Origin of the sequence: Streptomyces sp. NPDC048277 (assembly GCF_040652235.1) — a bacterium.
Classification (GTDB): Bacteria; Actinomycetota; Actinomycetes; order Streptomycetales; family Streptomycetaceae; genus Streptomyces.
Genome location: NZ_JBEZLQ010000013.1, coordinates 292,347 through 317,416 on the forward strand (window position 1 = coordinate 292,347; position 25,070 = coordinate 317,416).

Sequence of the window (25,070 nt, forward strand, 5' to 3'; positions counted from 1 at the left end):
CGGTCGTGGACGGTTGCCCGATTGCGCCCCGGCCACCCGTATGCATCTGGTATGCGCCGAACGGGTGGCCTTCAACCCCTACTCCTCGGTCGGAAGGGCGACTTCCGCCGCTGCGTCCGGTCCTTGCTCCAAAAGAACGACAAATCCGTCCTCGTTCAGAACCGGAACCTTCAACTGCATCGCCTTGTCGTACTTCGATCCGGGGTTGTCACCCACGACCACGAACGAGGTCTTCTTCGACACCGAGCCGGTCACCTTGGCCCCTCGGCTCTGCAGCGCGTCCTTGGCGCCGTCCCGGGTGAACTGCTCCAGGGTTCCGGTCACGACGACGGTGAGCCCCTCCAGCGGACGCGGCCCCTCGTCCTCGCCGGTGGACTCGTCCTCCAGCGGGACTCCAGCGGACTTCCACTTTCGGATGATCTCGCGGTGCCAGTCCTCGGCGAACCACTCCTTGAGCGCCGCCGCGATGATCCCGCCGACGCCGTCGATGTTCGACAGCTCCTCCTCGGTGGCCTGCTCGATACGGTCGATGGAGCGGAACTCACGGGCCAGCGCCTGGGCGGCGACCGGTCCGACGTGCCGGATGGACAGGCCGTTGAGGAAGCGGGCGAGCGGGCGGGTCTTCGCCTCCTCGATGGTCCCCAGCAGCGCGAGGGTGTTCTTCTTGGGCTCGCCCTTCTGGTTGGCGAAGACCGTGACGACCTTCTCCTCGCCGGTCTTGGGGTCGCGCTTGGGCAGCCCGCTGTCCGGGTCCAGGACGTACGCCTTGATGGGCAGCAGCTTCTCCACCGTGAGGTCGAAGAGGTCGCCCTCGTCGACCAGCGGCGGGTCGGCGGGCTCCAGCGGCCGGGTGAGGGCGGCCGCGGCCACCGCGCCGAAGTGCTCGATGTCCAGGCACTCCCGGCCCGCGAGATACGACACCCGCTCTCTCAACTGGGCCGGGCAGGTACGTGCGTTGGGGCAGCGGAGGTCGATGTCGCCCTCCTTCATGGCCCGCAGCGCGGTCCCGCACTCGGGGCACTCGGCCGGCATCACGAACTCCCGCTCGGTGCCGTCCCTCAGGTCGACGACCGGGCCGAGGATCTCCGGGATGACGTCACCGGCCTTGCGCAGCACCACGGTGTCGCCGATCAGCACGCCCTTGGCCTTGACGACCTCCTGGTTGTGCAGGGTGGCGAACTCCACCTCGCTGCCCGCCACGGTGACCGGCTCGACCTGGGCGTACGGCGTGACCCGGCCGGTGCGGCCGACGCCCACCTTGATGTCGATCAGCTTGGTGTTGACCTCTTCCGGCGCGTACTTGTACGCGATCGCCCAGCGCGGCGCCCGCGCGGTGGAGCCGAGCCGCCCCTGGAGACGGATCTCGTCGAGCTTCACGACGACACCGTCGATCTCGTGCTCGACGGAGTGCCGGTTCTCGCCGTAGTACGCGATGAACTCCCGTACGCCGTCGAGGTCGTCGACCACCCGGTTGTGCGGGGAGGTGGGCAGCCCCCAGGTCTTCAGCAGTTCGTACGCCTCGGAGAGCCGGTTCAGCCCCTCGAAGCCCTCCAGGGCGCCGATGCCGTGGACGACCATGTGCAGCGGGCGGGAGGCGGTGACCCGCGGGTCCTTCTGGCGCAGCGAACCGGCCGCCGCGTTGCGCGGGTTGGCGAACGGCTTGTCGCCGGCCGCGACCAGCCGCTCGTTGAGCTCGGCGAACTTCTCCATCGGGAAGTAGACCTCGCCGCGGATCTCCACGAGGTCGGGGACGTGCTCGCCGTTCAGCCGGTCCGGGATCTCCGCGATCGTACGGACGTTGGGGGTGATCTCCTCGCCGGTACGGCCGTCGCCGCGGGTGGCCGCGCGGGTGAGACGGCCGTGCTCGTAGGTGAGGTTGACGGCGAGGCCGTCGACCTTCAGCTCGCACAGGTAGTGGTAGTCGGAGGTGCCGACGTCCTTGTGGACGCGCTCGCCCCAGGCCGCCAGTTCCAGGTCGTCGAAGGCGTTGTCGAGCGAGAGCATGCGCTCGCGGTGCTCGACCGAGGTGAACTCCGTCTGGTACGCCCCCGCGACCTTCTGGGTCGGCGAGTCGGGCGTGCGCAGCTCGGAGTACAGCTCCTCCAGCGCCTCCAGGGCGCGCAGGAGCTTGTCGAAGTCCGCGTCGCTGACGACCGGAGCGTCCTTCACGTAGTACCGGAAGCGGTGCTCCTCGATCTGCTCAGCGAGCTGCGCGTGCTTCTCCCGTGCCTCGGCGGGCACCGTCGTCCCCGCCTGCTGCTTGTCGCCGGCCACCGTGTTCCTCCCGTTACTCTGGGTTGTCCGCGAGTGATCTCGCCGCCCGGACGCAGTGGGCGAGCGCCTGGCGGGCGTACGCGGGGGAAGCGCCCGCGAGCCCGCACGACGGGGTGACCGTGACGGCCTCCGCGAGAAGCCCCGGAGACAGCCCCAGCCTGCGCCACAGCGTCCTGACACCCATGACGCTACCGGCAGGGTCTGACAACGCCGTGTCCGTGCCCGGCACGACACCGGCGAACAGCCGGGTGCCGCCCTCCACGGCCTCGCCGATCGCGTCGTCGTCACGTTCGGTGAGGAGCGAGAAGTCGAAGGAGACGGCGGCGGCGCCGGTCCGGCGCAGGAGGGCGAAGGGGACGTCCGGGGCGCAGGAGTGGACGACGACTCCGCCGTCGGTGTGGACGCCGATCACGTCGCGCAGGGTCGCCTCGACGATCTGGCGGTCCACGGCGCGGTGGGTGCGGTAGCCGCTGGCGGTCTTCACCTGGCCGCGCAGTACGGCGGTGAGGGACGGCTCGTCGAGCTGGAGCACGATGCCGGCACCGGGGACACGGCGTCGCACCTCGGCCAGGTGGAGCCGCAGGCCCTCGCCGAGGGAGGCGGCCAGGTCACGGCAGGCGCCGGGGTCGGAGAGGGCCGACTCGCCGTTCCTCAGCTCCAGCGCGGCGGCGAGGGTCCAGGGGCCGACCGCCTGGACCTTCACCTGTCCCTCGTGGCCCTGGGTGAACTCCTCGAACGCGTCCAGGTCCTCCCCCAGCCAGGACCGGGCCCGCCGGGTGTCCCGGCCCGGCCGGTCGCCGATCCGCCAGCCGCTGGGCTCCACGCGCGCGTACAGCTCGACGAGCAGGCCCGCGGTGCGGCCGATCATGTCGGCACCGGGGCCGCGGGCGGGCAGTTCGGGAAGGAACGGGAAGTCCTCGAAGCTGCCGGTCGCGGTCTTGGCGGCCTCGCGGGCGTCGGTGCCGGGGAGCGAGCCGATGGCTGTCGCGGGGCCGAAGTGGGGAGTGTCGTTCACGTCAGGAGCCTAGGTGAGGTGAGTTGCGGGAGGGGTGGGTCGGTGCGTTGCCGGGTGCGGGTGATTCGTGGTTGACCGCGCCCCTGACGGGGCGCTATTGCCGACCCGGTCGGACAGTCACGTCGTTGATCTCCGCGTCTCTCGGGAGGTCCAGGGCCGTGAGGATCGTGGTCGCCACCGATTCCGGGGCGATCCAGCGGGACGGATCGTAGTCCTTGCCCTCCTGCTGGTGGACCTTTGCCTGCATGGGGCTGGCGGTGCGGCCCGGGTAGACCGAGGTGACCCGGACGCCGGCCGCGTGTTCCTCCTGGCGGAGGGAGTCGGCCAGGGCCTTCAGGCCGTGCTTGGACGCCGCGTACGCCGACCAGGACGCGTGGGCGTTGAGGCCCGCGCCCGAGTTCACGAACACCACGTGGCCGCGGGCCGCGCGGAGTTGGGGCAGGAAGTGGCGGGTCAGCTCGGCCGGCGCGATCAGGTTCACGTTGAGCTGGTGCCGCCAGGACTTCGGGGTCAGCTCGCCGACCTCGCCCAGGTCGACCACGCCCGCGATGTGCAGCAGCGAGTCGACCCGGTCCGGGAGCGACTGGTGCGAGAAGGCCCAGGAGAGCTTGTCCGGGTCCGCCAGGTCGCCCACCAGGGTGCGGGCGCCGGGGAACTCCGCCGCCAGTTCCTTCGCGCGGCCCGCGTCGCGCGCGTGCAGGACGATGTCCTCCCCGCGCGCGTGCAGCCGACGGGCCACGGCGGCGCCGATGCCGGAACCGGCGCCGGTGATCACATGAGTTGCCATGAGGGCCATGCTCGCATCAGCCTGCGGGCCGGTTCGCCTCCAGGTACGCGAGCGCGTCGGCGGGTTCGGCGGCGAAGCGCATCAGCTCCGCCAGGGGCCGGGGCAGGAAGCCCTCCGCCTCCATGCGGCGGAACTGTTCCTCCAGGCCGTCGTAGAAGCCGGCGGTGTTCAGCAGGACGACGGGCTTGTCCGTGCGGCCGTGCTTCTTCAGCTCCAGGATCTCGGTGGCCTCGTCGAGCGTGCCGGTGCCGCCGACCATGATCACCACGGCGTCGGCCTTCTCCAGGAGGAGCCGTTTGCGTTCCGCGAGGTCGGCCGCGATGACCATCTCGTCGGCGCCGGGGCGGGCCTTGTTCGCGAGGAAGTCGACGGAGACGCCGATCAGACGGCCGCCGGCTTCCTGGACGCCGTCCGCGACGACCTTCATGAGGCCGACGTTGGAGCCGCCCCAGACGAGGGTGTGGCCGGCCTGGCCGAGCAGTTTCGCGAAGTCCCGGGCCGGGCGGGTGTAGCGGTCGTCGAGATCTGCCGCGGAGAGGAAGACACAGATTCGCATGGGGTCAGGGTAGGACCCGTGGTTCGGCGGGTGCGGGTCGGTGGGGGCTGAGCGCGCAGTTCCCCGCGCCCCTGAGCAAAGGAACTGGGCGTAGGGAACAAGTGGGCGCCCGTCTGTGTCACCTCTACATGACCTCAGGACACACGATCACCATCGACAAGAGTGACCAGCACGTCCGTGTCACGCACGGAGACGTGCTCCTCGCCGAGAGCGACCGGGCCCTCGTGCTGCACGAGACCGGTTGTCCGCCGCGCTACTACATCCCCGCCGACGACGTGCGCCTCGATCTGCTCACGCCCTCCGAGACGCACACCGTCTGTCCCTTCAAGGGCACCGCCTCGTACTGGTCCCTGCCGGACGCGCCGGACCTGGTCTGGGCGTACCCCGAGCCCAAGGCCGACGTCGCCCGGATCAAGGACCACCTCTGCTTCTACGAGGTGGAAGTGGGGTGAGCTATCGGTCCGGTGCCGTGCCTGACGGCCGGGCTCATCTCACCCGGCCCCGCCACAGCTCCGGCTCCTCCTCGGCGAAGCGTCGTTCGCGCTCGTCGGCGTCCGGTAGCGCCCGTCGAAGGCACCCGCGGAACTCGGCCCCGTGACCGGACACCCGCAGGTGGCACAGTTCGTGCACGAGGACGAGGTCCACCAACGAGGCCGGCAGTTGCAGAACGGCCCAGTGGACGGTGATCGTCCCGTCGGGACCGCAAGCACCCCACCGAAGGCCCAGATCACGAATCTCCAGTCCCCTTGGGGAGACTCCGACGACTCCGGCGAGCGACGGCATGCGGGCGGACAGCCAGTGTCTGCCGCGTTCGGTGTACCAGTCGGCGATGCGCCGCCCGCCCTCGCTCCGGTCGGTGGGGCGGGGCAGTTCGAGCCACCCCCGGTGCAGCCGTACCTGACGTGGTTCCTCGTCCGCCGGAACGACGCGCAGCCGATGGCGACGCCCAAGGTAGGCGAAGCCTGTTCCGTCCACCAGTTCCTTGACCGGCGTGGCGGGACGGTTGCGGCGGCGCCGGACCTCGTCCGCGAGCCGGGGCAGCCGAGACCGTACGGCGTCGGCCACCTCCCGGGGGTCGGCGCCCGGCGGTACGGCGAAGCTCACTCGTCCGTCCGGCGCGACATCGATGCCCAAGGTCCGGCGACGGGGCCGGACCTCGAACTCCCACTCCCACTCTTCGGGCAGCGGCAGGGAGGCGATCGCCTGCTGGACTGGGTGGACCGTGCCGTTCACCCGCCCTTCCTACCACCCGCGCGCGTGGGTTCGAACGCCGGTGGGCACGGCACCAGCGGATTCTGGCCCGTTCGATCAGTCCGGCCGGCTCCGATATCGCAGAAAGTCCGCGTGCCGGTTGAGTGCGAGCTCCACCAGATCACCGGCGAGCGGGCTGACCTGTGCCCAGTCCATGTGCAGCTCGGTCTCCAGGTAGACGCGCAGTTCCCTGCGGACCCTGATCTGGGTGTCGGGCAGCGTGACGAAGTCCTGGGAGCCGATGAGTCCGGCGATCTTCGCGGTGAGGCCGACGGCGCCTTGGACGAGATCCGCGCCCTCCGGCATCCCGGTCTCCTCGAACGCCTCCTTGAGCAGCCCGTACACCGGCTGCTCGGTCCACCGGTCGAGCGCGCGTATCCGGTCGTCCCCGCCGTCCGGGCCGTGTTCGGCGTCGCTCTCGGCAACGACCACGTCGGCCACCAGCACAGCGAGTGCGGCGGCGGCCTGTTCGAAGTCGTCGCTCATCGCGCGGACGGTCTCCTCCAACCGCTCGCTGAACCGCTGGTAGCGGGTCGGGTCGGAGCCGAGGCGGGCGTCGATGTGCACCCGGAGCCTGCTGCGCATGTAGTCGGTGCGGGTCCGTGGGTCCGGGTTCGCGCCGACTTTCTCCATGAAGTCCACCGCGGTCAGTTCCACCGACGGCACGCGCTCCTCGATCGCCGAGACCCTCAGGTGGCGGGAGATGAGCCTGCGCACCTTGGCACCGTAGCGGCGTGGGCTGAAGTCGTCGCGGCCGTCGAGGTAGCGCTGCCGGGCCAGATACTGGACCTCGCCGAGTAGCCGAGCGTCGGTCTCGTACTTGAGCGCGGCGGGCCTCGGCAGTACGGCGTTGAGCGCGGTGAGGAAGTCTCGTACGAGTTCGTCGAACTCGCCCATCAGCGTGGGGTCGGCGAGTGCGGCGAGCAGCTCCTCGCGCTGTCGCTCGGCGCCGAGCGAGGTGATGCCTTGGCTCGCGAGCAGACTGGTGATCTGAGTACGCAGGTCATCGAGCCGGTTGTCGGCGGCGGCCTCGGTCTCCAACCACATGCGGTCGCGGACCGGCTGTGTCCCCTGATAGTCCGGTGCCAGGTGGTCGAGGGAGAGGTCCTGGTAGCCGTACACGGCCCGCAGGTGGGCGTCGTCGTACTCGTCGAGCGACCGGGCGAGTTCGGGCCCCACGCCGATGTAGTCGACGATCTGGCCCCATTCCTTGTGCGGGTAGAGACGGTTGGTACGGGCGACCGCCTGGAGCAGTCCGACGCCGGAGAGCGGGCAGTCGAGGTAGAGCACCTGCTCGACGGGGGCGTCGAATCCGGTGAGGAGCATGGACTGGACGACGAGGAAGGCCATCGGGTCGTCCTCGGCCTTTGCGGTGTCGTGGCGGCTGTCGTCCGGCGTCCCGCTGTCCCATGGGTCGCCTGACGCGCCATGTCCGCCGGTCGGTGCAAGGTCCGCGGGTCTGCCGTGGGTCGATGCCTCCCACGAGGGGTCGTACGCGGCGGCATGCGGGTCACCGAGGCCCTGCTGGAAGCGGGCGATGTGCGCGTCCTGCCGGGATTTGGCGGTCCAGGTCTTCCAGTCCTCCGGGTCTTTCGGCTGCCCCGAGGACGCCTTGGAGATGACCACGGCGGCGTGGATGGAACGCAGCAGCGGCAGGTGCGGCAGGAGATCCAGCAGTTCGCGCTCCTCCGGGGAGGCGGAGTCATAGCCGTTCGGGTCGTGCACCAGATCGGGGTCGAGCCGATCCGCCCGTGCCACGAGGCGGTCGCGGGCGGCCAGCAGCGCACTGCGGTACCGGACGGCCGCCTTCCGGGAGACGGTGACAACCTGTGCCCCGAACCGGTCGGGCAGCGCGGTACGCATCCAGTGCGACAGCATGTGTTCGGCCTTGTCCGCGATGACGGACGGGGATTCGAGCACTTCCTTCTTACGGGCGAACTTCCGCAGCACCTTCTCTCGCTGCTCCGGGTCCTCGGGCACCTCCACGTCGAAGGAGGCGTCCAGGACGGCCTTCTCGATGACCTCCAGGCGGGTGCTGTGCGCCTCGTAGCGCACCGGGACGACGGCACGGTCGGCCTCGGCGTCGCGCAGTGTGTAGGTGTCGGTGAAGCCACCGAAGATGTCCTCGGTGGTCTTGCGCGCCCTGCTGAGGATGGGGGTGCCGGTGAAACCGACCAGCACGGCGTTCGGCAGCATGGCGCGCAACCGGGCGTGCTGCCAGGCGAGGTGCCCACGGTGGGCCTCGTCCACGAGGACGACGATGTCGTGCCCGGGGTTGGCGACGTGGTTGTGGACCTGGTCCTGTTCGTCCGGCGTCTCGGCGAGTTTCTCCTCGCGGCCGTCCCAGGCGGTGTCGTCACGCCGGGCCTTCTGGAGCATGACCAGGACGACGTCGGGCACGTCCACCGCGAGGTACCGGCGGGCCTGGTCGACCGACCGGGAGCGGTAGATGCGCTCGTCGGCGGCGGCGAGGCTGCGGCGGATCTGCTTCTCCAGGTCGATGCGGTCGGTGACCACGACGACCTTGTGTCCGCGCAGGTCCCGGGTGCTGCGCAGATGACGGACCAGGAAGGCCATGGTGAGGCTCTTGCCGGAGCCCTGTGTGTGCCAGACGACCCCTCCGCGCTGGTCCACGTCCTCCTTGGCCTCCAGCGCCGTACGTCGCGCCCGTAGCGTCTCGGCGATGGCGTGCACGGCCCGGAACTGCTGGAAGCGGCCGACGGCCTTCGCCGTACGGCCGCCGTGCCGGGTCTCGGTGGTGAAGTCCCGGACGAGAGTGAGGAGATGAGCGGGGCGCAGCACGCCCGCGACGAGAATCTGCTGTGCGGTGAGTTCACGGCCCTCGGGGGTACGGGTCTCGTTTCTGACCTGTTCCTCCGTCGCCGGTGCCACGGTCCGCCAGGGGGCGAAGTGCTTGGCCTCGGCGGTGACGGTGCCGAGTTCGGCGTGGGTGCGGTCGGTGGCGACGAGGAGTTGAGCGAACCGTGTGAACTCGGCGACGGGGGCCGGGGCCTCCGCCCCCGCGTACTCGACGACCTCGATGACCGCCGCGTCGAGGGCGAACCGGGGGTCCTTGCGCCGGGTGGTCACCGGCGCCTTGCACTCGATGACGACCCACGGCAGCCCGTTCACGAAGAGCACCAGGTCCGGGGTGACGGCTGCGGCGCCGGGCCGCTCCACCCGGAACTGGGACACGGCGAGGAAATCGTTGCCGTTCTCGAACCGCCCGTCCCAGTCGACGAGTCGGACGTGTTCGGGATCGCCCTTGCTCCAGCCGGGAAGTGTCCGGGCGTTGATGCCATCGCGCAGCAGCCGCGTGACTTCCAGGTTCCCGGCAACGCCCCGCCCAGCCGGGCCCTGGCCTGGGGCAGTACCGAGTACACAGGCGAGGATGTGGTCGAGCTGCTGCGCGGTGAGCCAGGAACTGCCGTCCTCCACACGGACGTTGATCCGGGCCACGGCGTTACGGAACCGGTCCGCGTAGACGACGTCGGTGAACGAGGCGCGTTCCGTGTCCTTGGGGCGCGTCGCGGGCTCGCCGGGCGGCGCGCCCCGCAAGTGCTCCCACCTCATGGCCGTCAACTGCTCGAACAGCGGCCGTTCGACCTTCACGTACTCCGGCTGTTCCGCCACCGGCTCCCCTTGCCCGCCCGTTGCCGTACGCACCGTTCACGTCGTTGTGAACAGAGGTACGGATCACCCTACCGGTGGGGCATATGCAACCAGGGGGCGTTCGGCCAAGGGCGCGGCTGAGTTCCGGACGACGCCTGTACTGCGGTCAGGCCGCGAGCGCGGGCGGATCGGCGGGTGAGCCGGGTGGCATCGGCTCGGCGCCGCCACCGATACCTCCACCCGGCGGCCGGTCACCCCCGCCCAGCACCAACTCGAACCAGACGCTCTTACCGCCGACCCCGAACACGGACTCCCCGAGACGGCACCCGCCCCAGTCGTCGGCCAACAGATCGAGAATCAGCAGCCCTCGCCCCCGCTCCGCCTCCAGCCCAGCCGCCGCAAACGGCACGGGGACCAGCGGGCAGGTGTCCGTGACGCTGACCCGCAGCACGGGGTTCGTCCAGCACAGCCGCACGGTGGCAGGGCCGAGGGAGTACCGGACGGCGTTGGTGGTCAGTTCGGAGGTCAACAGCTCGGCCCGGTCCGTGAACTCCCCCAGCCCGTGGGCGCCGAGCACGGCCTTGAGCGTCGTACGGGCGATGGCCGGCCCGCGCGGATCACGGGGGAAGTGCAGTTCGTACTGCCACGGTTCGGCGAACGGGATGGGGGCGGGCCCGAGATCCGGGTGATCGGCGATCAGCCCGAACTGCTCGGGACGCGGTCCGGGAATCGGCTCATGTTCCGGTTCCGCATTCTTCACGCGGCACCTCCTTGTGCGTGTGCGACGACTTACGGGGTCGGTTCGTTGAGACGTAAGTAGTTGGCGGGGGTGAGTAGGTGGCAGTCCTTGCGTCGGACGGCGCCGACCTGCTCCCACTGCTGGAGGTGGCCTGCCGTCTGCCTTGCCTCCCGCCGGGCCCGGGGCGGGGGTTGAGGTGGGCGGTGCGCTTCCTCCAAGCGAGCAGGTAAGTGGCGTGAGTCACACGCTAGACCATCGACTAAAACGCGTGCTACCTATCTCACTAAAACGGGTTTTATTTCAGGATTCGGTGGACGGTCCACCGACCGATGGGCAAACTGTGCGCGCGAGCGAGGAGTTGTTCATGGCACCACGGCAGCAACCGAGTATCCGTCAGCGACGGTTCGGAGCTGAGCTGCGGCGACTACGGGACGCCGCTGGCATGGCCGCGCCTGTGGCTGCGGCACGACTAGGCGTGGACCGCACGATGATCTCGAACATCGAGTCGGGGCGGTTCGGCATCAGCGAGGAGCGCCTACGCCGTCTCGCGAGCGTCTACGAGTGCAACGACCCGGATCTGGTCGACGCCTTGGCCGCAATGACGGGCGGACGACCGAAGGGCTGGTGGGACGAATACCAAGGGAGGATCCCCCCGGACTTCCTCGACGTCGCCGAGCTTGAGCACCACGCCACCAGCCTCAGAACCCTTCAGACCGCCCACATCCCGGGGATCTTCCAGACAGAGGATCACGCCAGGGCCCTCTTCGACCTCTTCGTCCCGGCGCTGCCGCGCCTGGAGCTGGAACTGCGCGTGGCCCAGCGACTCGGCAGGCATCGTGTGGTCGCAGCCAGTCCAGGGATGGAATACACGGGGTACATCCATGAATCGGCCCTGCGGATGCGAATCGGAGGCAGGCACGTCGCCAAGGCACAGCTAAACCGCCTGCTCGAAGAGAGCGAACGCAGCAACGTCCGACTGCTCGTGATCCCGTTCAGCGCAGAAGGCTTCCCGATGGCCGGGGACACCGTGATGTACGCGTCGGCGCCGAATCCGCACCTGGACACCGTCCAGGTGGACTCTCCCATCGGAGCAGTCTTCTTCGACTCCCCCACCCATCTGGCCAACTTCCGCACTCGGCTGGACTTGGTCGAACGGATGACGTTGAATCCGAGGGCATCGAGGGACTACATCCTCGAAATCATCGGAAGCCTGTGAGAGGTACCAGCCTTGTCCGATCTTAAGTGGTTCAAGTCCTCGTTCTCCGAGGCATCCGGCAACGCGTGCGTCGAAGTGGCGATTCATAAAGACGGACAGACGTCGATACGCCACAGCATCTATCCGACCCGCGCATTCACCGTCAGCCCAACGTCCTTCTCCTCTTTCGTCAACGCAGCGAAAGCCGATTGCCTCATAGGCTGCGCGCGTTAAACCCCTCCACAGGCGACCATCGGGCTGGTTACGCGAAAGCTCTTCCCGTAACCAGGTCCTCCACTAGCCCCTGGCGGACCACGCGTAGCTTTGCGATCTGGCGCCCCAGACTACTGAACCGTGCATCCTGTGCCGCATGAGCGTCAATAATCTTACACTGATCCTTCAGCGGAACATCCGGGACCAGCAGCTTCCGAATGTCCCCCTGCGAGATATTATTCTGACCGCTACTCCCGTTAAGAAGTGCCTCAATCTGAGACCGGACCAGCGGCGACGAGAACAAAAGACTGAGAAATTTCGAGTTCACGACAGACTCGTCCGGGACAAGCCTCAGGATTTTATCCGAAAGCATGAGCTTTGAGCGTGTCTCTTTTACGTGACACGCCACCCCCACAAGGGAACGAGCCCCATTAGCGCGTGCTACCAGGACATCTCCAGATGAGATTTCCAGCTCGGGCCGCGGGGAAAGCGTATGAGGAAGACGCTTCGCTTCGTTCGGGTTGAACTCACCTGACGTCACAGCACTTACCCGAACAACGCCCCATTGGTCGGCCCCAGGCGGACTGGCATCGCAGGCCGGGCTCCATCCTGCCTGGATTCCCTCAAGTAGGTACCCGAGAGAAATCCGCTGACTCACATCAAAGGAATTCAATGCGCTGCTGAACAGGGCATGACCTGCCTCACGTAGCTTCGCCCGCACCCGCTCCAGCGCCGCGATCCGCCGCTCCACCACCGCGTGGGCTGCGACGATCCTGCGCTGCTCATCGAGATTCGGCAACGGCACCTGCAAGGACTGCACAAGGGAGGAACTGATCTTGACCATGCTCTCACTCGTGCCACGTGCCCCCGCCTGCAACTCCTTTCGAATGGCAGGCGTTTTCAGGATCAACTCAAGATAACTCGGCACACACAGACTCTCATCGGGGACGAGTCGCATCATCAAATCTGGATAAATGCACGGCGTACCCACATCTTGGTACACACCGACCAGCCCGACCAGCTCACGCGTGTTCGCTCGACTGATAAGCAAGTCTCCGTCACCAAGCAGAAATTGCTGCCCACGAGAACTATTCGGAACGATCTTTAGCTGACGCGGCGAGAATCCAGCCACCGTTAGGCAACCCAAGCCAAGGGAAAGCAGCCCCGTCCATTCCGAAACCTCTTTCGGAGAGTACCCATTGCGAGGTTTGAAGTTCAAGATTTCACCAAGGCGAGCCGAAGGATAGATACGGTCACCGCCCATAACCCAACTCCTCAACCCACGCCCCGAACTCCTCAGCCGCCCCGCCGCTCTCAGCCTCCAACTCCGCAAGCGACACCGCATACTTCTCCGTCCACCGGCGGAACGCCGCGACCAGTTCTCGGCGGCCGGCCGCGGCCATCGCGTCGAGGCGGGTGGTGAGGCCCTCGCCGAGGACCTTCAGGACTACACCCTGGCCGTCGTCGTCCGCCTTGGTCATCTCGGCGGCAGCCTTCAGCTCGGGCAGGAACTTCGCATCCAGCGCCGACCGGTGTTTCGAGGCCGCCGTGCGTTCCTTGCGGCGCTGGGCCACCGCCTTTTCCAGGGCGGCGAGTTGCTCCGGGTCGACCGGCTCGGGCGTGGCCGTGTCGTCGTCCTCGGGCTCGGGAGCCTCGTCGTCCTCCTCCGTGACCTCCGTCGAGCCCTGCGCCTCCGCGAGCTGGGCCACGGCCGTCTTGTACGCGGTGTCCGCCTTCGCGAGTGCCTCGTCCGCGCGGGCCACCTGTGCCAGGAAGTCGGGGATGAGGGCGCGTACCACCGGTTCGCCCAGGGCGCGGCGCCTGTCCGCCGTCGAGACGGTGGACTTGGTGCGGCCCCGGCGGGCGGCGCGGCCGTCCCCGTCGTTGTCGTCGTCCGTCGTCGGGGCGACCGGGTTGACCGCGGTCTCCACCGTCTCCACCCAGCCGTCCAGGACCCGCTCGTAGCCACCGGCCGCGAGCGCCTTCACGTCGTAGCGTGCCGAGGCCCACCAGTCGGCGATGATCCCGGCCGTTTCGTAGCGGTCCAGGATGCCTACCGGTTCGATCGCCTTGCGGAAGCCGGTGAGCAGGCGTTCACGCAGGCGCATCGGCTTCCGGTCCACGGTGAGGTGGGTGAAGTGTTCGGCCTGTTCGGCCCACCACTTCTCGTACCGCTCACCCAGTTCGGCCTCCTTCGCCGCCGCCAGCGCCGGGATACGGTCCGCCGTGGCTTCCGGGCCCTCGGGCAGGAAGTCGACGTACGCGTCGTCGTCCGGGCGTACCGCGAAGAGTGACGGCAGGTCCACGCCGTAGGACGCGAACCGCTCCGTCCGCGTGTCGATCTCCGAACGCGGTACTCCCCCGTACAGGTGCGCCCGTACGTCCTGGGGTTCGGCGGGCGGGGAGTTGTCGACCCACCGGCGGATGTTGAGGTTGCAGTCGGCGGCAAGCAGGTCGTCTCTGCTGACGATGCGCGAGTAGCCGTCGATCGGGGTCCAGTTCTGGTAGACGGTGACGATCTTCTCGACGTGTTCGGGGCCGAGGACGTTCTGGTTGCGGCCGGGGCGGTACTCGCGGTCGGCGTTGATGAAGAGGACGTTGCCCTGCCGGTCGCCGCGCTTGCGGTGCGGTCGGCGCAGGATCAGGATGCAGCCCGGGATGCCGGTGCCGTAGAACAGGTTGGGGCCCAGGCCGATGACTGCCTCGACGCAGTCGTCCTTCAGCAGTTCCCTGCGGATGTCGCGTTCCTTGCCGCCCCGGAAGAGCACGCCGTGCGGCATGACGGTGGCGGCGACGCCGTCCCGCTCCAGTACGGCGATCATGTGCTGGACGAACATCAGGTCGGCCTTTTTGCCGGTCTCCGGTGCCCAGCCCCACTTCATCCGGGTGCCGTGCGCCGCTTCGGCCTTCTCGACCTCGTGCTTGTCGTAGGGGAGGGAGAAGGGCGGGTTCGACAGCACCTTGGTGAAGGTCCGCAGCTGCTTGCTGCCGTCGCGGCGCCAGTGCAGCGGCTCGGTCAGGGTGTCGCCCAGCATCAGGTCGAACTCCCGGATGCCGTGCAGGACCATGTTCATGCTCGCCATGGACCAGGAGGGGCCGTTCTTGTCCTGACCGTTGACGGACAGGTCGCGCGGATCGCCGCCGTCCTCCTCGACGTGCTCGCGGGCGGCGATCAGCATGCCTCCGGAGCCGGCGCACGGGTCGTAGACGGATTCCTGCGCCTGCGGGTCGACCAGCCGGACCATCATCCGTACGACCTCGCGCGGGGTGTAGAACTCACCGCCCCGCTGCCCGGCTGTGTCGGCGAATCGGGCCAGCAGGTACTCGTACGCCGCGCCGAGCATGTCCGGGAACTCGAAGTCCTCGTTGCGCAGCCGGTAGAGGCTGAAGTGCCGGATCAGTGAACGGAGTTCGGCGGTCGTGAAGCGGGACTTGGTGCCGACCGTGTCGTTGAACGAGATGTGGGAGGTGACGCCCGCCAGGCGTGGGTTGGAGCCGGTGAGTGCGGACAGCGCCTGGTCGAGGGCCTCGCCGACCTGTTCCGTAAGGCCTGAGATGCCGGGTTCCGGTTCCGGGACCGGGCCGTCTTCCTCCAGGGGCTCGTGGTATTTGTGGGGACCCTTCCACCAGCGTGCCTTCTGGGGGACGTAGAAGACCCGGGGGTAGCTCTCGGGGTCGTTGGCGCGGGCGAGGGCGTCCTTCTCGTCCTTGCCGGGCCGGTCGAGTTCCGCCTGGTAGATCCGCTCCCACTCCGGCTGGAACTCGTCCGAGGAACGCTTCAGGAAGAGCATCCCGAAGATGTAGTCCCGGTATTCCGAGGCGTCCATCCGTCCGCGCAGGATGTCGGCGGCCGAGTACAGATGCCGTTCGAGCTGGGGCAGGGTCAGTCGGGCCACAGACCGGTCCTTCGTACACCGTCGGGAATGAGGAGAACCCCGGCAGCCTAGTCCGGTCGGCGGCCCTGTCTGAAATCGACGGACGAGCGGCCGGGGAACGGGCTCAGCTGCCCGGCGTTTCGTCCTTGACGATTCCCAGCTGGACGAGCAGGCGCCATATGTCGGAGGACGGATCGCGCTTGAGCGGGTCGCAGTTCTCGGCGTGGCCACTGCGGCGGGTCCACTGCTCGTAAGTCTCCGCGCCCGGACCGGGGATCGCGGAATGGTCGAGGTTCCGGGCCGAACATCCTCCGTGCGGGCACAGGCTCACCAGCTTGCGGGCATTGCGTACGGCGGTCTTCTCCCGCTGCTTCTCCGGGTCCGTGAGCGTGCGGCTCTGTGCCTCGGTGATGCCCTTGCCCTGGTCGCCCGAACCCGTGTCGTAGTTCTCGAAGCCCTTCGCTTCGCGGTGCGCGCGCAGCCGCTGCACCACGGTGTCGGAGATGCCGCTCTCCTGGCTGGTGAACTGCTGGAAGTGCAGCAGCAGCCACAGCTCGAACGAAGGGTGGGACAGTGCCACCTGCACCCCGTTCGTGGCGGCCTTGCGCATGGCCTCGGGGATGTCCTGGTCCCGGTTGTCGAGGGTGTCGCGGTCGAAGAGGGCCCATTTCTCGTCCTCGGGAGCCGAGGACGAGGCGAGGACGAGATCCACGACCTCCTTCGGGCGCAGGCCCTTCCTCGTGTGGGAGAACCTGAGGAGGAACTTCTCGCGATCACCGTATGCCGTGTTCAGCAGGGTGATGTAGTCGCGCTCGGTTCTCTTTCCCTCGGCGGCCACGTAGACCACCCTGCGGGACTCGTCCGCGTAGAACTCGGCCGGCCTGCGCACCGGAGGGGCCGCCTCCCAGTCCCGGCGGCGACGGCGGCCTCCTGACGGGTTTCGGTTCTGCTGTCCCCTGCTCACGCTGTTGCCCGCAGCCCCTCTTCGATGAGTGCGATCTGCCGTGCGATCTCGCCACTGGTCAGTCGTGGGATGCCACCGTAGTGGCCGTGCAGGTAGCGGCGCTCCAGATTGTCGTCACGACGGGCCTTGCGTGCCGCCGTGACGGGGTAGAGCTGGGACTCGCCGGTGGCCTTCTTCAGTGCGATCCACACCTGGTCCCGGTCCAGCGGCCGCTCCGCCACGGACGGTCCCAGCAGGGTCGCGTCATGCGTGGTGAAGATCAGCTGGGCGGTACGCGGGTTGGCCTCACGGTTCTGGAAGAGACGGAGGGCCTCGGCGGCGAGGACGGGGTGAAGGCTGGAGTCGAGTTCGTCGGCGAGGAGGACCCCGCCCTGATCCAGCACCTGGAAGAGTGGGCCCAGGAACGCGAACCAGGCGTGGGTGCCCAGGGATTCCTGGTCCCAGAAGTCCAGGGGGCGAGGGGTGCCGTCGGGGCTGCGGTGCAGGAGCTGCACCTCACCGCTCTCAGGGTCCAAGGTCAGCCCGGTGATCCCCAGGTCCGCGGCGGCCAGCATGGCTGAGAGGCGTTCACGCAGGGCGGCGCCCGCCTTGCGGTCGGTGAGCCGTTTACGGGTCCACTCGGTGCGATGCGGCACGTCGTCGCCGGATGTGACCAGCCACAGGTTGTCGACGAACCAGCGGTGGACGGCGGCGAGTGCCGGGTTGTTGAGCGTGGCGCCGACCGTGAGGAACAGTGCGTCGGGCCGGGTGGAGGTGACGATGAGGTCTTTCGGGCCTTTGAGACCGGTGCCGGGGAAGCGGAATTCCCCGCCCTCCTTCTCCGGGCGGTCGGCCTCGCGGTCGAACCAGATCTGCCTCCGCCCGGACGGGTAGGCGTGCAGCCATTCCGCCTCGACCCGCTCGTCGGACAGTTCGAAGCCGTAGGTGTACCTGACGCGCTCCCTGCCGAGCAGGAGGTCCACCTCGAAGAAGCTGGTCTCGTCCTGCGCCGACGGATCGAGCGCAAACGGCCGACGTGGGATCTCGGGCCGCTTGCTCCAGTCCGCGAAGGACTCCAGTACCGCCGACCGCATGAACCGCAGGGCGTCCAGGACGTTGCTCTTGCCGGAGGCGTTGGCCCCGAAGATCCCGACCGCCGGCAGCACGGAGACCGGTCTGCCCTCCGAACGGACGCCGGTCTCACGTCCGGTGCCCTCATTGAGCTCGGTCGCCACCAAGGAGAGTTCCGTCTCCTCGCGGATGGATCTGTGGTTGGCCACCCGGAAACTGAGCAGCACGGCCGACCTCCTGACGAGGCGGGTATGCATTCACCGCCTTGGGCTGGTACGCGCGGGTAATCCGCACTGCTGAGCCTAAGACGACGCACCAAGATGCGCCAGAGCCAGTCACCTGACGTTGACTGCGCCGACCCGCCCTTGCCTGTCCGTCGCCCCGTCGGCGGTCGTGAGTCAGACCGCCGGTGCCGCGGACGCAGCGCGCCTGGTCGTCGCGATCGTCGCCGAGCCGACGACGCGGGTGTCGTCGTACAGGACGATCGCCTGGCCGGGTGCGACGCCGCGGACCGGTTCCGTGAACGTGACGTGCAGTGCGCCGTCGGTCAGTTCCGCGCTCACCTCGGTCTCGCCGCCGTGGGCGCGGAGCTGGGCGGTGTAGACGCCGGGGCCGGTGGGGGCGGCGCCGCACCAGCGGGGCTTGATCGCGGTGAGGCCGGTGACGTCCAGGGCGGCGGCGGGGCCGACGGTCACCGTGTTGTTCACGGGGGAGATGTCGAGGACGTAGCGCGGCTTGCCGTCCGGGGCGGGCGTGCCGATGCGCAGGCCCTTGCGCTGGCCGATGGTGAAGCCGTACGCGCCCTCGTGGGTGCCGAGCCTCGCGCCGGACTCGTCGACGATGTCGCCCTCGGCCCTGCCGAGCCGCTGGGCGAGGAAGCCCTGGGTGTCGCCGTCGGCGATGAAGCAGATGTCGTGCGAGTCGGGCTTCTTGGCGACGGCGAGGCCGCGGCGCTCGGCCTCGGCGCGGATCTCGTCCTTGGTCGTGACCGTGTCGCCGAGCGGGAAGAGGGCGTGCGCGAGCTGCTTCTCGTCGAGGACGCCGAGGACGTACGACTGGTCCTTGGCCATGTCGGAGGCGCGGTGCAGTTCGCGGGTGCCGTCGTCCCCGACCACCACCTTCGCGTAGTGGCCGGTGCAGACGGCGTCGAAGCCCAGGGCCAGCGCCTTGTCCAGCAGGGCCGCGAACTTGATCTTCTCGTTGCAGCGCAGGCAGGGGTTGGGGGTGCGGCCGGCCTCGTACTCGGCGACGAAGTCCTCGACGACGTCCTCGCGGAAGCGGTCGGCGAGGTCCCAGACGTAGAACGGGATGCCGATGACGTCGGCGGCGCGGCGGGCGTCGCGGGAGTCCTCGATGGTGCAGCAGCCCCGCGCGCCGGTGCGGAAGGACTGGGGGTTCGCGGAGAGCGCGAGGTGGACGCCGGTGACGTCGTGGCCCGCTTCGGCCGCGCGGGCGGCGGCGACGGCGGAGTCCACGCCGCCCGACATGGCGGCGAGGACGCGGAGGGGGCGGGTGCGCTGCGGGGTGTCAGTCATAGCCCCTCCAGGGTACGGGGGCGCGGGAACCGGGGCCCGCGAGTATCCGTTGGAGATCACATGGGGGTGGATCAGACGGTGGCGGGTGATCAGGACCGGCGGATCGGGCGGCGGGCGCTGCTGGTCGGCGGGGCGGCGGCGGCCGTGGGCACGGCGGTGCTGACCAGGGACGAGCTGGCGCGGCTGTACTGGCGGCTGCCGGGGGTGCGCAAGGCCCGGGTGGCGGGCGCGGTGGACTTCAGGGGCGCGCGCTGGGTGGCCGCGTCGCCGGGGAACTACCGGACGGCGAACCGGCCGGACGACTATGCGATCGACCGGGTGGTCATCCATGTCACCCAGGGCGGTTACGCGAGCGCGGTGAAGGTCTTCCAGGATCCGGCGCACGGGGCGGCGGCGCACTACATCGTGCGCAAGGACGGGCGGATCACCCAGCTGGTCCGCGAGCTGGACGTGGCGTTCCACGCGGGGAACCGGTCGTACAACGAGCGCAGTGTCGGGATCGAGCACGAGGGGTTCGTGGACCGGCCGGAGGACTTCACGGCCGCGATGTACGCGGCCTCGGCCCGGCTGACGGCCGCGATATGCCGGCGGTACGGCATGGCCGTGGACCGCGAGCGGGTGATCGGGCATGTGGAGGTGCCGGGGACGGATCACACCGACCCGGGGAAGCACTGGGACTGGGATCGCTACATGGGACTTGTGCGGCGGGCCGGACAGACCTGACCAGACCTCATCCCCAGTTCCACCTGTGACTTAATCGTTATCCTGTGCACGGGCTGCGCACTGCTTGTGTCCGTTGCGTCCCGCACCCGGGGCGCTAGCTGCGTCTGATCAACTGGGCCTGTTTTCAAGGGAGTTAAGCATTATCAGCGTCCACGGCCGCTTCACAGCCACGCGGGTTCTCTCCTAAGTTCGCCTCAGATTTCACACAGTCCCCAGGTCAAACATCCGGGGCCATGACCCACACCACAGATCCCGCCTTCGAGGCGGAAGGCAACGAAGACCAGGAAACCCGCGGCAGGCGACGGCGTGCCAAGGGCGCGGAGCACTCCAAGGCGGAGCGCGTCACCGACGCCGAGCACTCCAAGGACGCGACGGCCAAGCGCGGCAAGGGCGTTCACCGGCGGAAGTTCCTCGGCGGCATGGCCGGGGTCGGTCTGGGCGCCGTCGCCGCGGGCGGTGCGACCTTCGCCCTGCTGACCGACGCGAGCGGCAACAAGGCCGGGGCGGCGACCAACACCGCCACCCTGACCGTCCCGGACCTCCTGGAGGGCACCACCTCCGACAGCACCACCACCTTCACCCTGGAGGCCAAGACCGGCACCGCCGAGGTGCTCAGCGGCGTCAGCAGCACCACCGCCGGCTACAACCAGTCGTTCCTCGGCCCCACCATGAAGTGGATCAAGGGCAACACCAACGTTCTCAACATCACCAACAGCCTGGGCGAGGACACCACGGTCCACTTCCACGGCGCGCACGTCCCGGCCAAGATGGACGGCGGTCCCCAGGTCGCCTTCTCCGACGGAGACACCTGGTCGCCGACCTTCACGGTCAAGGACGAGCCCATGACGCTCTGGTACCACCCGCACGCGCTGGGCACCACGGCGAAGCAGGCGGTGCACGGCCTGGCCGGCATGATCATCGTCGACGACAGCGACAACACCACGAGTGCCGATCTGCCCACCACCTACGGCACCGACGACATCCCGCTGATCTTCCAGTGCCTGGCGGTGGACTCCGCCGGCGACATCAAGTACGACCTGAGCGGTTACCTCACCAGCGGCCTGGAGTTCCCGCTGCTGGTCAACGGCACCAACGTCGACGACACCACCCTCACCTTCACCGCGACCAAGACCCGGACCCGGTTCCGGCTGCTCAACGCCTCGCCGTCGGACATCATCACGATCCAGCGCAGCGACGGCGGCACGATGACCCAGATCGCCACCGACCAGGGCTACCTGGCCGCGTCGGCGGACGTGACCGAGATCCGGCTGGTGGCCGGAGCGCGCGCCGAGATGGTCATGGACCTGTCGGACGACGTCACCCTGCAGGCGGTCGTGACCACCGGCTGGGTCCGCGGCGGCAGCGGCACGTACGACTTCCTGACCCTCACCGCGAGTGGCACCGACACCCCGGCCGACCTGCCCAGCTCGCTGCGGACGATCGACCGGTACGACACCAGCGACTTCACCGCGCGGACCATCACCCTCGGCCAGTCCGGCACGAAGATGATGATCAACGGCTCGGTCGGCACCAGCATGAGCTCGATGGCCATGATCAGTACGACCCTCGGGGCCAAGGAGATCTGGACGATCACCAACGCCACGCAGCTGGAACACTCCTTCCATCTGCACGACGTGCCGTATCAGCTGATCTCGATCAACGGCGACGATCCCACCGGCGTCCAACTCGGCTGGTACGACACCTACGAGGTGGTCGGCGGCGGCTCGATCAAGATCGCCATGGAGTTCACCGACTTCACCGACGACACGTACATGTACATGCTCCACTGCCATCTGCTGCAGCACGAGGACGAGGGAATGATGGCGTCCCTCATGGTCACGGACAGCTAGTCGTCCTGTGGGCCTCTTGAGCAGGCTGCCGCCGGCAGTGGAAGTGCCGGCGGCAGCCGTTCGTGAGGTTCCGGTCACTGGCAGGTCCCCCGGAACACATCGACCTGGCCGCCCGTGCTGTCCGCCACCACGAGGTCGCGGACACCGTCGCCGTCCAGGTCGGCCGCCGTCGCGTCGTAGGCGCCGGTGGCCGGTACGTCGGTCAGCTGGGTGAGGGTGCCCGTGGTGGCGCCCTCGTACGGCGTCACCGAGTTGCCCTTCAGGGAGGAGACCAGCAGGTCCGTGGTGCCGTCCCCGTCCAGGTCGGCGGCGCCCACGGCGACCGGCAGCGCGGGTGTGCTGTAGGTGGTGGCCGCACCGAAGGTGCCGTCGCCGTTGCCGAGCAGCACGTCCAGGGTGTCGGCGCCGTTGCTCACCGTGGCCAGGTCCAGGCTGCCGTCCCCGTTGAAGTCGCCCTCGGCGAGGGAGTAGAGGCGGGAGGTGGTGGCGTAGTCGGTGGCGGCGCCCAGGGCTCCGGTGCCGTCGCCGAGCAGCACGCTCACCCCGTCGCTGCCGACGCTCGCCGTGGCCACGTCGGCATGACCGTCGCCGTCGAAGTCGCCGACGACGACACCGTGCGGCTGGCTTCCGGTGGCGGTCTGGCCGGCGTCGGTGAAGGTGCCGTCCCCGTTGCCGAGCAGCACCCGCACGGTACTGGTCTGCTGCTCGGCGACCACCAGATCGGCCAGGCCGTCACCGTTGAGGTCGCCCGTGGCGAGCGCCCGCGGCGACCCGGACACGTCGATGGCCGTGGCCGTACCGAAGGTTCCGTCACCGGAGTTCAGCAACACGCTCACCTGGGCCCCGCCGAAGTCGGCGGTCGCGAGGTCCGGGTGTCCGTCGCCGTCGAAGTCGGCGACCACGGTCTGGTACGGCCGCGTCCCCACCGCGTAGGTGCTGCCCGCCGCGAACGTCCCGTCCCCGTCGCCCCGCAGCACGGTCACCGAGTCGGCGTCGAGGTTGGCCGCCACCACGTCCGTCACGCCGTCGCCGTCGAGGTCGGCGGTGACGACATGGCGGGTGTTGGTGCCGGCGGCGGCCGAGCCGGTCAGGGTGTACGACGGGGTGCAGGCGGCGTCGGCGGCCACGGCGGGAACCGCGGGCAGCGCGCCGGCGACGATCAGCCCGCCGGCCACGGCGATCCGCAGGGAGATGTGCCGGGTCATGCGGTACTGCCTCTCATCTCAAGGGACTTGACCGATGTCAGGGACCGCATCGCTCAGCTCTGGTCGGCGGCGACACGGAAACCCACCGTCGGGTAGCCGCCGCTGCCGTCCCGTCCCTCGCCGCGGTAGTGGGTGGTGCAGCTGCGCAGGGTCGCGTACCAGGAGCCGCCGCGTACGGCGTTGACGTCCAGGCCGGCCTCCTGGCCGTTGGTGGCCGTGACGATGCTGGAGGTCCACTCGAAGCAGTTGCCGGCCATGTCGTAGGCGCCGTACACGCTGACACCGTCCGCGTAGGCGCCCACGGCCGAGGTGAGTCCGCCGGTCGCCATCAGCGCGTCGAACACGTCGGTGTAGACGAACCCGGTCCAGGTGTCGTGGTCGATCCAGCCGGTCACCGCGCCGGTCGCGCTGACGGTGAGGATGTCGGAGATCGGCTCGCTCTCGCCGTACCGGGTGGAGTCCGGCTCGTCGTACGTGGCTTCGGTGGACCCGTAGTTGACGAGGTAGTAAGCGGCGCAGACCGCGTTGTAGTTGTAGTTGCTGGTGAGCACGGAGTCCGTGTAGGTCGTCCCGGCCGTGTCGCCCCAGGGGTAGGCGTAGGAGTCGGGGCCGCGTGCCGCGCTCTCCCACTCCGCCTCGGTCGGCAGCCGGAAGGTCCAGCCGTCGGCCTGCCCGGTGAGCCAGTCGCAGAAGGCCTCGGCGTCCGCCAACGCGACCTGGAGCACCGGGTGCTGCTCCTTGCCGCTGGGGACCGTGCCGCCGTCCCAGTACGAGGGGACCGTGTGTCCGGCGTCCGGGTTGTCGTCGAGGAAGGCCGCGTACTGGGCGTTGGTGACCTGGTAGGCCCCCAGCCAGTAGGCCGAGTCGATCGGCGAGGCCTCGCCCGCGCCCGTGGTGTTGGACAGGTCGGCCGTGAACACGAAGTCCGGGTCCGCGGGGGCGGACACCAGGGTCTGTCCGGCGGCGGAGGCCGAGTCCGCCGCGGCGGCCGGAGCCGCGCCGAGCAGCGACACGGCGGCTCCCGCGCCGGCGATCCGGAACAACTTCCTTCTGCCGAACGGCTGTTTGTGCGGTGGTACGACGGTCATGGGGCGGCCCTCCGTCGACTCGATGGCTGGGGAGGCCGGTCACGCGGTGTTCCAGGGGGGCAGCGCACCGCGTGACCGGCCGTTCAACGGAACGTAAAGTGCGCGCCTTTGCCGTGGCCCTTGTCGGCCTGTGACTTCCCTGGACGCGCGTTCACAGGTGCCGCGCCGGATGGGCGGGCTTTCCCGTTGAGCCCGCAGTCTGCCCGAAGATGGGCACAGTGTCGACACCTTGCGCTGTGAATGGCCCGATACCCCTTGACCGCGCCTTACTGTCGACACTAGACACTTAACGGAAGAGCTTCCCATGCGACGAGGAGAACGCCATGACCGATCCCCGGACCGGACAACGCCTGACCGGCAAGGTCGCCCTCGTCACCGGCGCGGGCGCGGGGATCGGCCAGGGCTGCGCGCTGCTCTTCGCCGAGCAGGGCGCCACCGTGGTCGGCTGCGACATCGACGCGGACGCGGCCGGACGCACCCGTGAACTCGCCGCCGAACGCGGGGTGAAGGTCGACGTGATGGCCCCGCTGGACATGACGGTCCCGGCGGACGCCCGGAGTTACGCGGACTCGGTGTACGAACGGTACGGCCGGATCGACGTACTGGTGACAGCGGGTGCGATCGCGCCGCGCATGGCGAGCGCGGCGGAGATGGACTTCGACGCGCAGTGGACACCGACCCTGCGCGGCGAGGTCGACGTGGTCTTCCTGCCGGTGCAGGCGGCCTGGCCGCACCTGCTGGCGTCCGGCGGCGGCTCGATCGTCAACTTCGCCTCGGTGAACGCGTTCCGGGGCAGCGGCACCTTCGGCATGGTCGCGCACTGCGCGGGCAAGTCGGCGGTGCTCGGCCTGACCCGCCAGCTCGCCGTGGAGGGCGGCCCGTCGGGGATCCGCGCCAACACCATCTCCCCCGGCATGGTGCGCACCCCGGCCACCGAGTCGGCCGGCGCGCACGAGGGCGCCGCCCAGGAGGCCCTGCTCGCCCGCATCCCGCTGGGCCGGGTCGGCAGGCCCGAGGACATCGCCTGGTGCGCCGTCTATCTGGCCTCCGACGAGTCGGCATGGGTCACCGGCGGCAACTTCCCGGTGGACGGCGGGGTCCTGGCGAAGTGAGGCGAACGGGGGCCGCGGACTCGCGG

General features: G+C 69.0%; 20 protein-coding genes. 6 read left to right on the forward strand and 14 right to left on the reverse strand.

The genetic code is table 11. From position 1 onward, the window contains the following. Positions 1-78 precede the first annotated feature (78 nt). The 4 genes from ligA to AB0D85_RS28005 form a co-directional block, all read right to left on the reverse strand. The gene (gene ligA, locus AB0D85_RS27990) at positions 79-2,274 is read right to left on the reverse strand and encodes an NAD-dependent DNA ligase LigA (RefSeq protein ID WP_362325734.1); all 2,196 of its coding nucleotides are present in this window, start codon (positions 2,272-2,274) and stop codon (positions 79-81) included. A 13-nt stretch (positions 2,275-2,287) separates the two neighbouring features. Then, positions 2,288-3,289 carry a methionine synthase gene (locus AB0D85_RS27995; protein WP_362325737.1) on the reverse strand — a complete coding sequence of 334 codons (1,002 nt, stop codon included), beginning with the start codon at positions 3,287-3,289 and terminating at the stop codon, positions 2,288-2,290. A gap of 94 nt (positions 3,290-3,383) precedes the next feature. Then, positions 3,384-4,085 (reverse strand): SDR family oxidoreductase, encoded by a 702-nt coding sequence (locus AB0D85_RS28000; protein WP_362325740.1) that lies wholly within the window; start codon positions 4,083-4,085, stop codon positions 3,384-3,386. A gap of 7 nt (positions 4,086-4,092) precedes the next feature. Continuing rightward, the gene (locus AB0D85_RS28005) at positions 4,093-4,632 is read right to left on the reverse strand and encodes a TIGR00730 family Rossman fold protein (protein ID WP_362325743.1); all 540 of its coding nucleotides are present in this window, start codon (positions 4,630-4,632) and stop codon (positions 4,093-4,095) included. 128 nt (positions 4,633-4,760) lie between these two features. Here AB0D85_RS28005 and AB0D85_RS28010 point away from each other — a divergent pair, with 128 nt between their 5' ends. Then, the gene (locus tag AB0D85_RS28010) at positions 4,761-5,084 is read left to right on the forward strand and encodes a DUF427 domain-containing protein (RefSeq protein ID WP_362325746.1); all 324 of its coding nucleotides are present in this window, start codon (positions 4,761-4,763) and stop codon (positions 5,082-5,084) included. 34 nt (positions 5,085-5,118) lie between these two features. Here AB0D85_RS28010 and AB0D85_RS28015 read toward each other — a convergent pair whose 3' ends face one another. From AB0D85_RS28015 to AB0D85_RS28025, 3 genes are all read right to left on the reverse strand, one after another. Next, positions 5,119-5,865, reverse strand: a complete 747-nt coding sequence (locus AB0D85_RS28015) for a SprT family zinc-dependent metalloprotease (RefSeq protein ID WP_362325749.1) — start codon at positions 5,863-5,865, stop codon at positions 5,119-5,121. Between the two features lie 75 nt (positions 5,866-5,940). Beyond that, the gene (locus tag AB0D85_RS28020; protein WP_362325752.1) at positions 5,941-9,516 is read right to left on the reverse strand and encodes a type I restriction endonuclease; all 3,576 of its coding nucleotides are present in this window, start codon (positions 9,514-9,516) and stop codon (positions 5,941-5,943) included. 145 nt (positions 9,517-9,661) lie between these two features. Then, positions 9,662-10,255, reverse strand: a complete 594-nt coding sequence (locus tag AB0D85_RS28025; protein ID WP_362325755.1) for an ATP-binding protein — start codon at positions 10,253-10,255, stop codon at positions 9,662-9,664. 343 nt (positions 10,256-10,598) lie between these two features. Between AB0D85_RS28025 and AB0D85_RS28030 the strand changes: the two genes are divergently transcribed. Next, entirely contained in the window at positions 10,599-11,450 is an 852-nt protein-coding gene (locus AB0D85_RS28030) for a helix-turn-helix transcriptional regulator (protein WP_362325758.1), read from the forward strand. Between the two features lie 12 nt (positions 11,451-11,462). Further along, positions 11,463-11,663 carry a DUF397 domain-containing protein gene (locus AB0D85_RS28035; protein ID WP_362325761.1) on the forward strand — a complete coding sequence of 67 codons (201 nt, stop codon included), beginning with the start codon at positions 11,463-11,465 and terminating at the stop codon, positions 11,661-11,663. A gap of 28 nt (positions 11,664-11,691) precedes the next feature. On the opposite strand, the gene AB0D85_RS28040 is transcribed toward AB0D85_RS28035, so the two are convergent. The 5 genes from AB0D85_RS28040 to mnmA form a co-directional block, all read right to left on the reverse strand. Next, positions 11,692-12,906 (reverse strand): hypothetical protein, encoded by a 1,215-nt coding sequence (locus AB0D85_RS28040; protein ID WP_362325764.1) that lies wholly within the window; start codon positions 12,904-12,906, stop codon positions 11,692-11,694. Then, positions 12,896-15,538, reverse strand: coding sequence for a class I SAM-dependent DNA methyltransferase (locus AB0D85_RS28045; RefSeq protein ID WP_362325767.1), 2,643 nt, complete (start codon positions 15,536-15,538; stop codon positions 12,896-12,898). The genes AB0D85_RS28040 and AB0D85_RS28045 overlap by 11 nt, the downstream gene beginning before the upstream one ends. 103 nt (positions 15,539-15,641) lie before the next feature. Beyond that, a complete protein-coding gene (locus AB0D85_RS28050; protein ID WP_362325770.1) occupies positions 15,642-16,406 on the reverse strand; it encodes an RloB family protein in 765 nt (254 codons plus the stop codon). Positions 16,407-16,477: 71 nt separating this feature from the next. Next, a complete protein-coding gene (locus tag AB0D85_RS28055; RefSeq protein WP_362325773.1) occupies positions 16,478-17,758 on the reverse strand; it encodes an AAA family ATPase in 1,281 nt (426 codons plus the stop codon). 171 nt (positions 17,759-17,929) lie between these two features. Then, positions 17,930-19,066: a tRNA 2-thiouridine(34) synthase MnmA gene (gene mnmA, locus AB0D85_RS28060; RefSeq protein ID WP_362325776.1), complete on the reverse strand. Its 1,137-nt coding sequence runs from the start codon at positions 19,064-19,066 to the stop codon at positions 17,930-17,932. Positions 19,067-19,126: 60 nt separating this feature from the next. On the opposite strand from mnmA, the gene AB0D85_RS28065 reads away from it, so the two are divergent. Next, the gene (locus AB0D85_RS28065) at positions 19,127-19,789 is read left to right on the forward strand and encodes an N-acetylmuramoyl-L-alanine amidase (protein ID WP_362325779.1); all 663 of its coding nucleotides are present in this window, start codon (positions 19,127-19,129) and stop codon (positions 19,787-19,789) included. 233 nt (positions 19,790-20,022) lie between these two features. After that, positions 20,023-21,639, forward strand: coding sequence for a multicopper oxidase domain-containing protein (locus AB0D85_RS28070; RefSeq protein WP_362325782.1), 1,617 nt, complete (start codon positions 20,023-20,025; stop codon positions 21,637-21,639). Positions 21,640-21,713: 74 nt separating this feature from the next. Here AB0D85_RS28070 and AB0D85_RS28075 read toward each other — a convergent pair whose 3' ends face one another. Further along, entirely contained in the window at positions 21,714-22,844 is a 1,131-nt protein-coding gene (locus tag AB0D85_RS28075; RefSeq protein WP_362325785.1) for a VCBS repeat-containing protein, read from the reverse strand. Between the two features lie 53 nt (positions 22,845-22,897). Continuing rightward, positions 22,898-23,932 (reverse strand): formylglycine-generating enzyme family protein, encoded by a 1,035-nt coding sequence (locus AB0D85_RS28080; protein ID WP_362325788.1) that lies wholly within the window; start codon positions 23,930-23,932, stop codon positions 22,898-22,900. A 323-nt stretch (positions 23,933-24,255) separates the two neighbouring features. Here AB0D85_RS28080 and AB0D85_RS28085 point away from each other — a divergent pair, with 323 nt between their 5' ends. After that, on the forward strand, positions 24,256-25,044 hold the full coding sequence (locus AB0D85_RS28085; protein WP_362325791.1) for an SDR family oxidoreductase: 789 nt from the start codon (positions 24,256-24,258) through the stop codon (positions 25,042-25,044). The last annotated feature ends 26 nt before the right edge of the window (positions 25,045-25,070 follow it).

What these genes read in the sequence shown, in the direction of transcription:
- AB0D85_RS28000 (WP_362325740.1), bottom strand. Translation starts at nt 4,085, where the DNA reads ATGGCCCTCATGGCAACTCATGTGATCACCGGCGCCGGTTCCGGCATC.
- AB0D85_RS28005 (WP_362325743.1), bottom strand. Translation starts at nt 4,632, where the DNA reads ATGCGAATCTGTGTCTTCCTCTCCGCGGCAGATCTCGACGACCGCTAC.
- AB0D85_RS28010 (WP_362325746.1), top strand. Translation starts at nt 4,761, where the DNA reads ATGACCTCAGGACACACGATCACCATCGACAAGAGTGACCAGCACGTC.
- AB0D85_RS28030 (WP_362325758.1), top strand. Translation starts at nt 10,599, where the DNA reads ATGGCACCACGGCAGCAACCGAGTATCCGTCAGCGACGGTTCGGAGCT.
- AB0D85_RS28040 (WP_362325764.1), bottom strand. Translation starts at nt 12,906, where the DNA reads ATGGGCGGTGACCGTATCTATCCTTCGGCTCGCCTTGGTGAAATCTTG.
- mnmA (WP_362325776.1), bottom strand. Translation starts at nt 19,066, where the DNA reads ATGACTGACACCCCGCAGCGCACCCGCCCCCTCCGCGTCCTCGCCGCC.
- AB0D85_RS28065 (WP_362325779.1), top strand. Translation starts at nt 19,127, where the DNA reads ATGGGGGTGGATCAGACGGTGGCGGGTGATCAGGACCGGCGGATCGGG.
- AB0D85_RS28070 (WP_362325782.1), top strand. Translation starts at nt 20,023, where the DNA reads ATGACCCACACCACAGATCCCGCCTTCGAGGCGGAAGGCAACGAAGAC.
- AB0D85_RS28075 (WP_362325785.1), bottom strand. Translation starts at nt 22,844, where the DNA reads ATGACCCGGCACATCTCCCTGCGGATCGCCGTGGCCGGCGGGCTGATC.
- AB0D85_RS28080 (WP_362325788.1), bottom strand. Translation starts at nt 23,932, where the DNA reads ATGACCGTCGTACCACCGCACAAACAGCCGTTCGGCAGAAGGAAGTTG.
- AB0D85_RS28085 (WP_362325791.1), top strand. Translation starts at nt 24,256, where the DNA reads ATGACCGATCCCCGGACCGGACAACGCCTGACCGGCAAGGTCGCCCTC.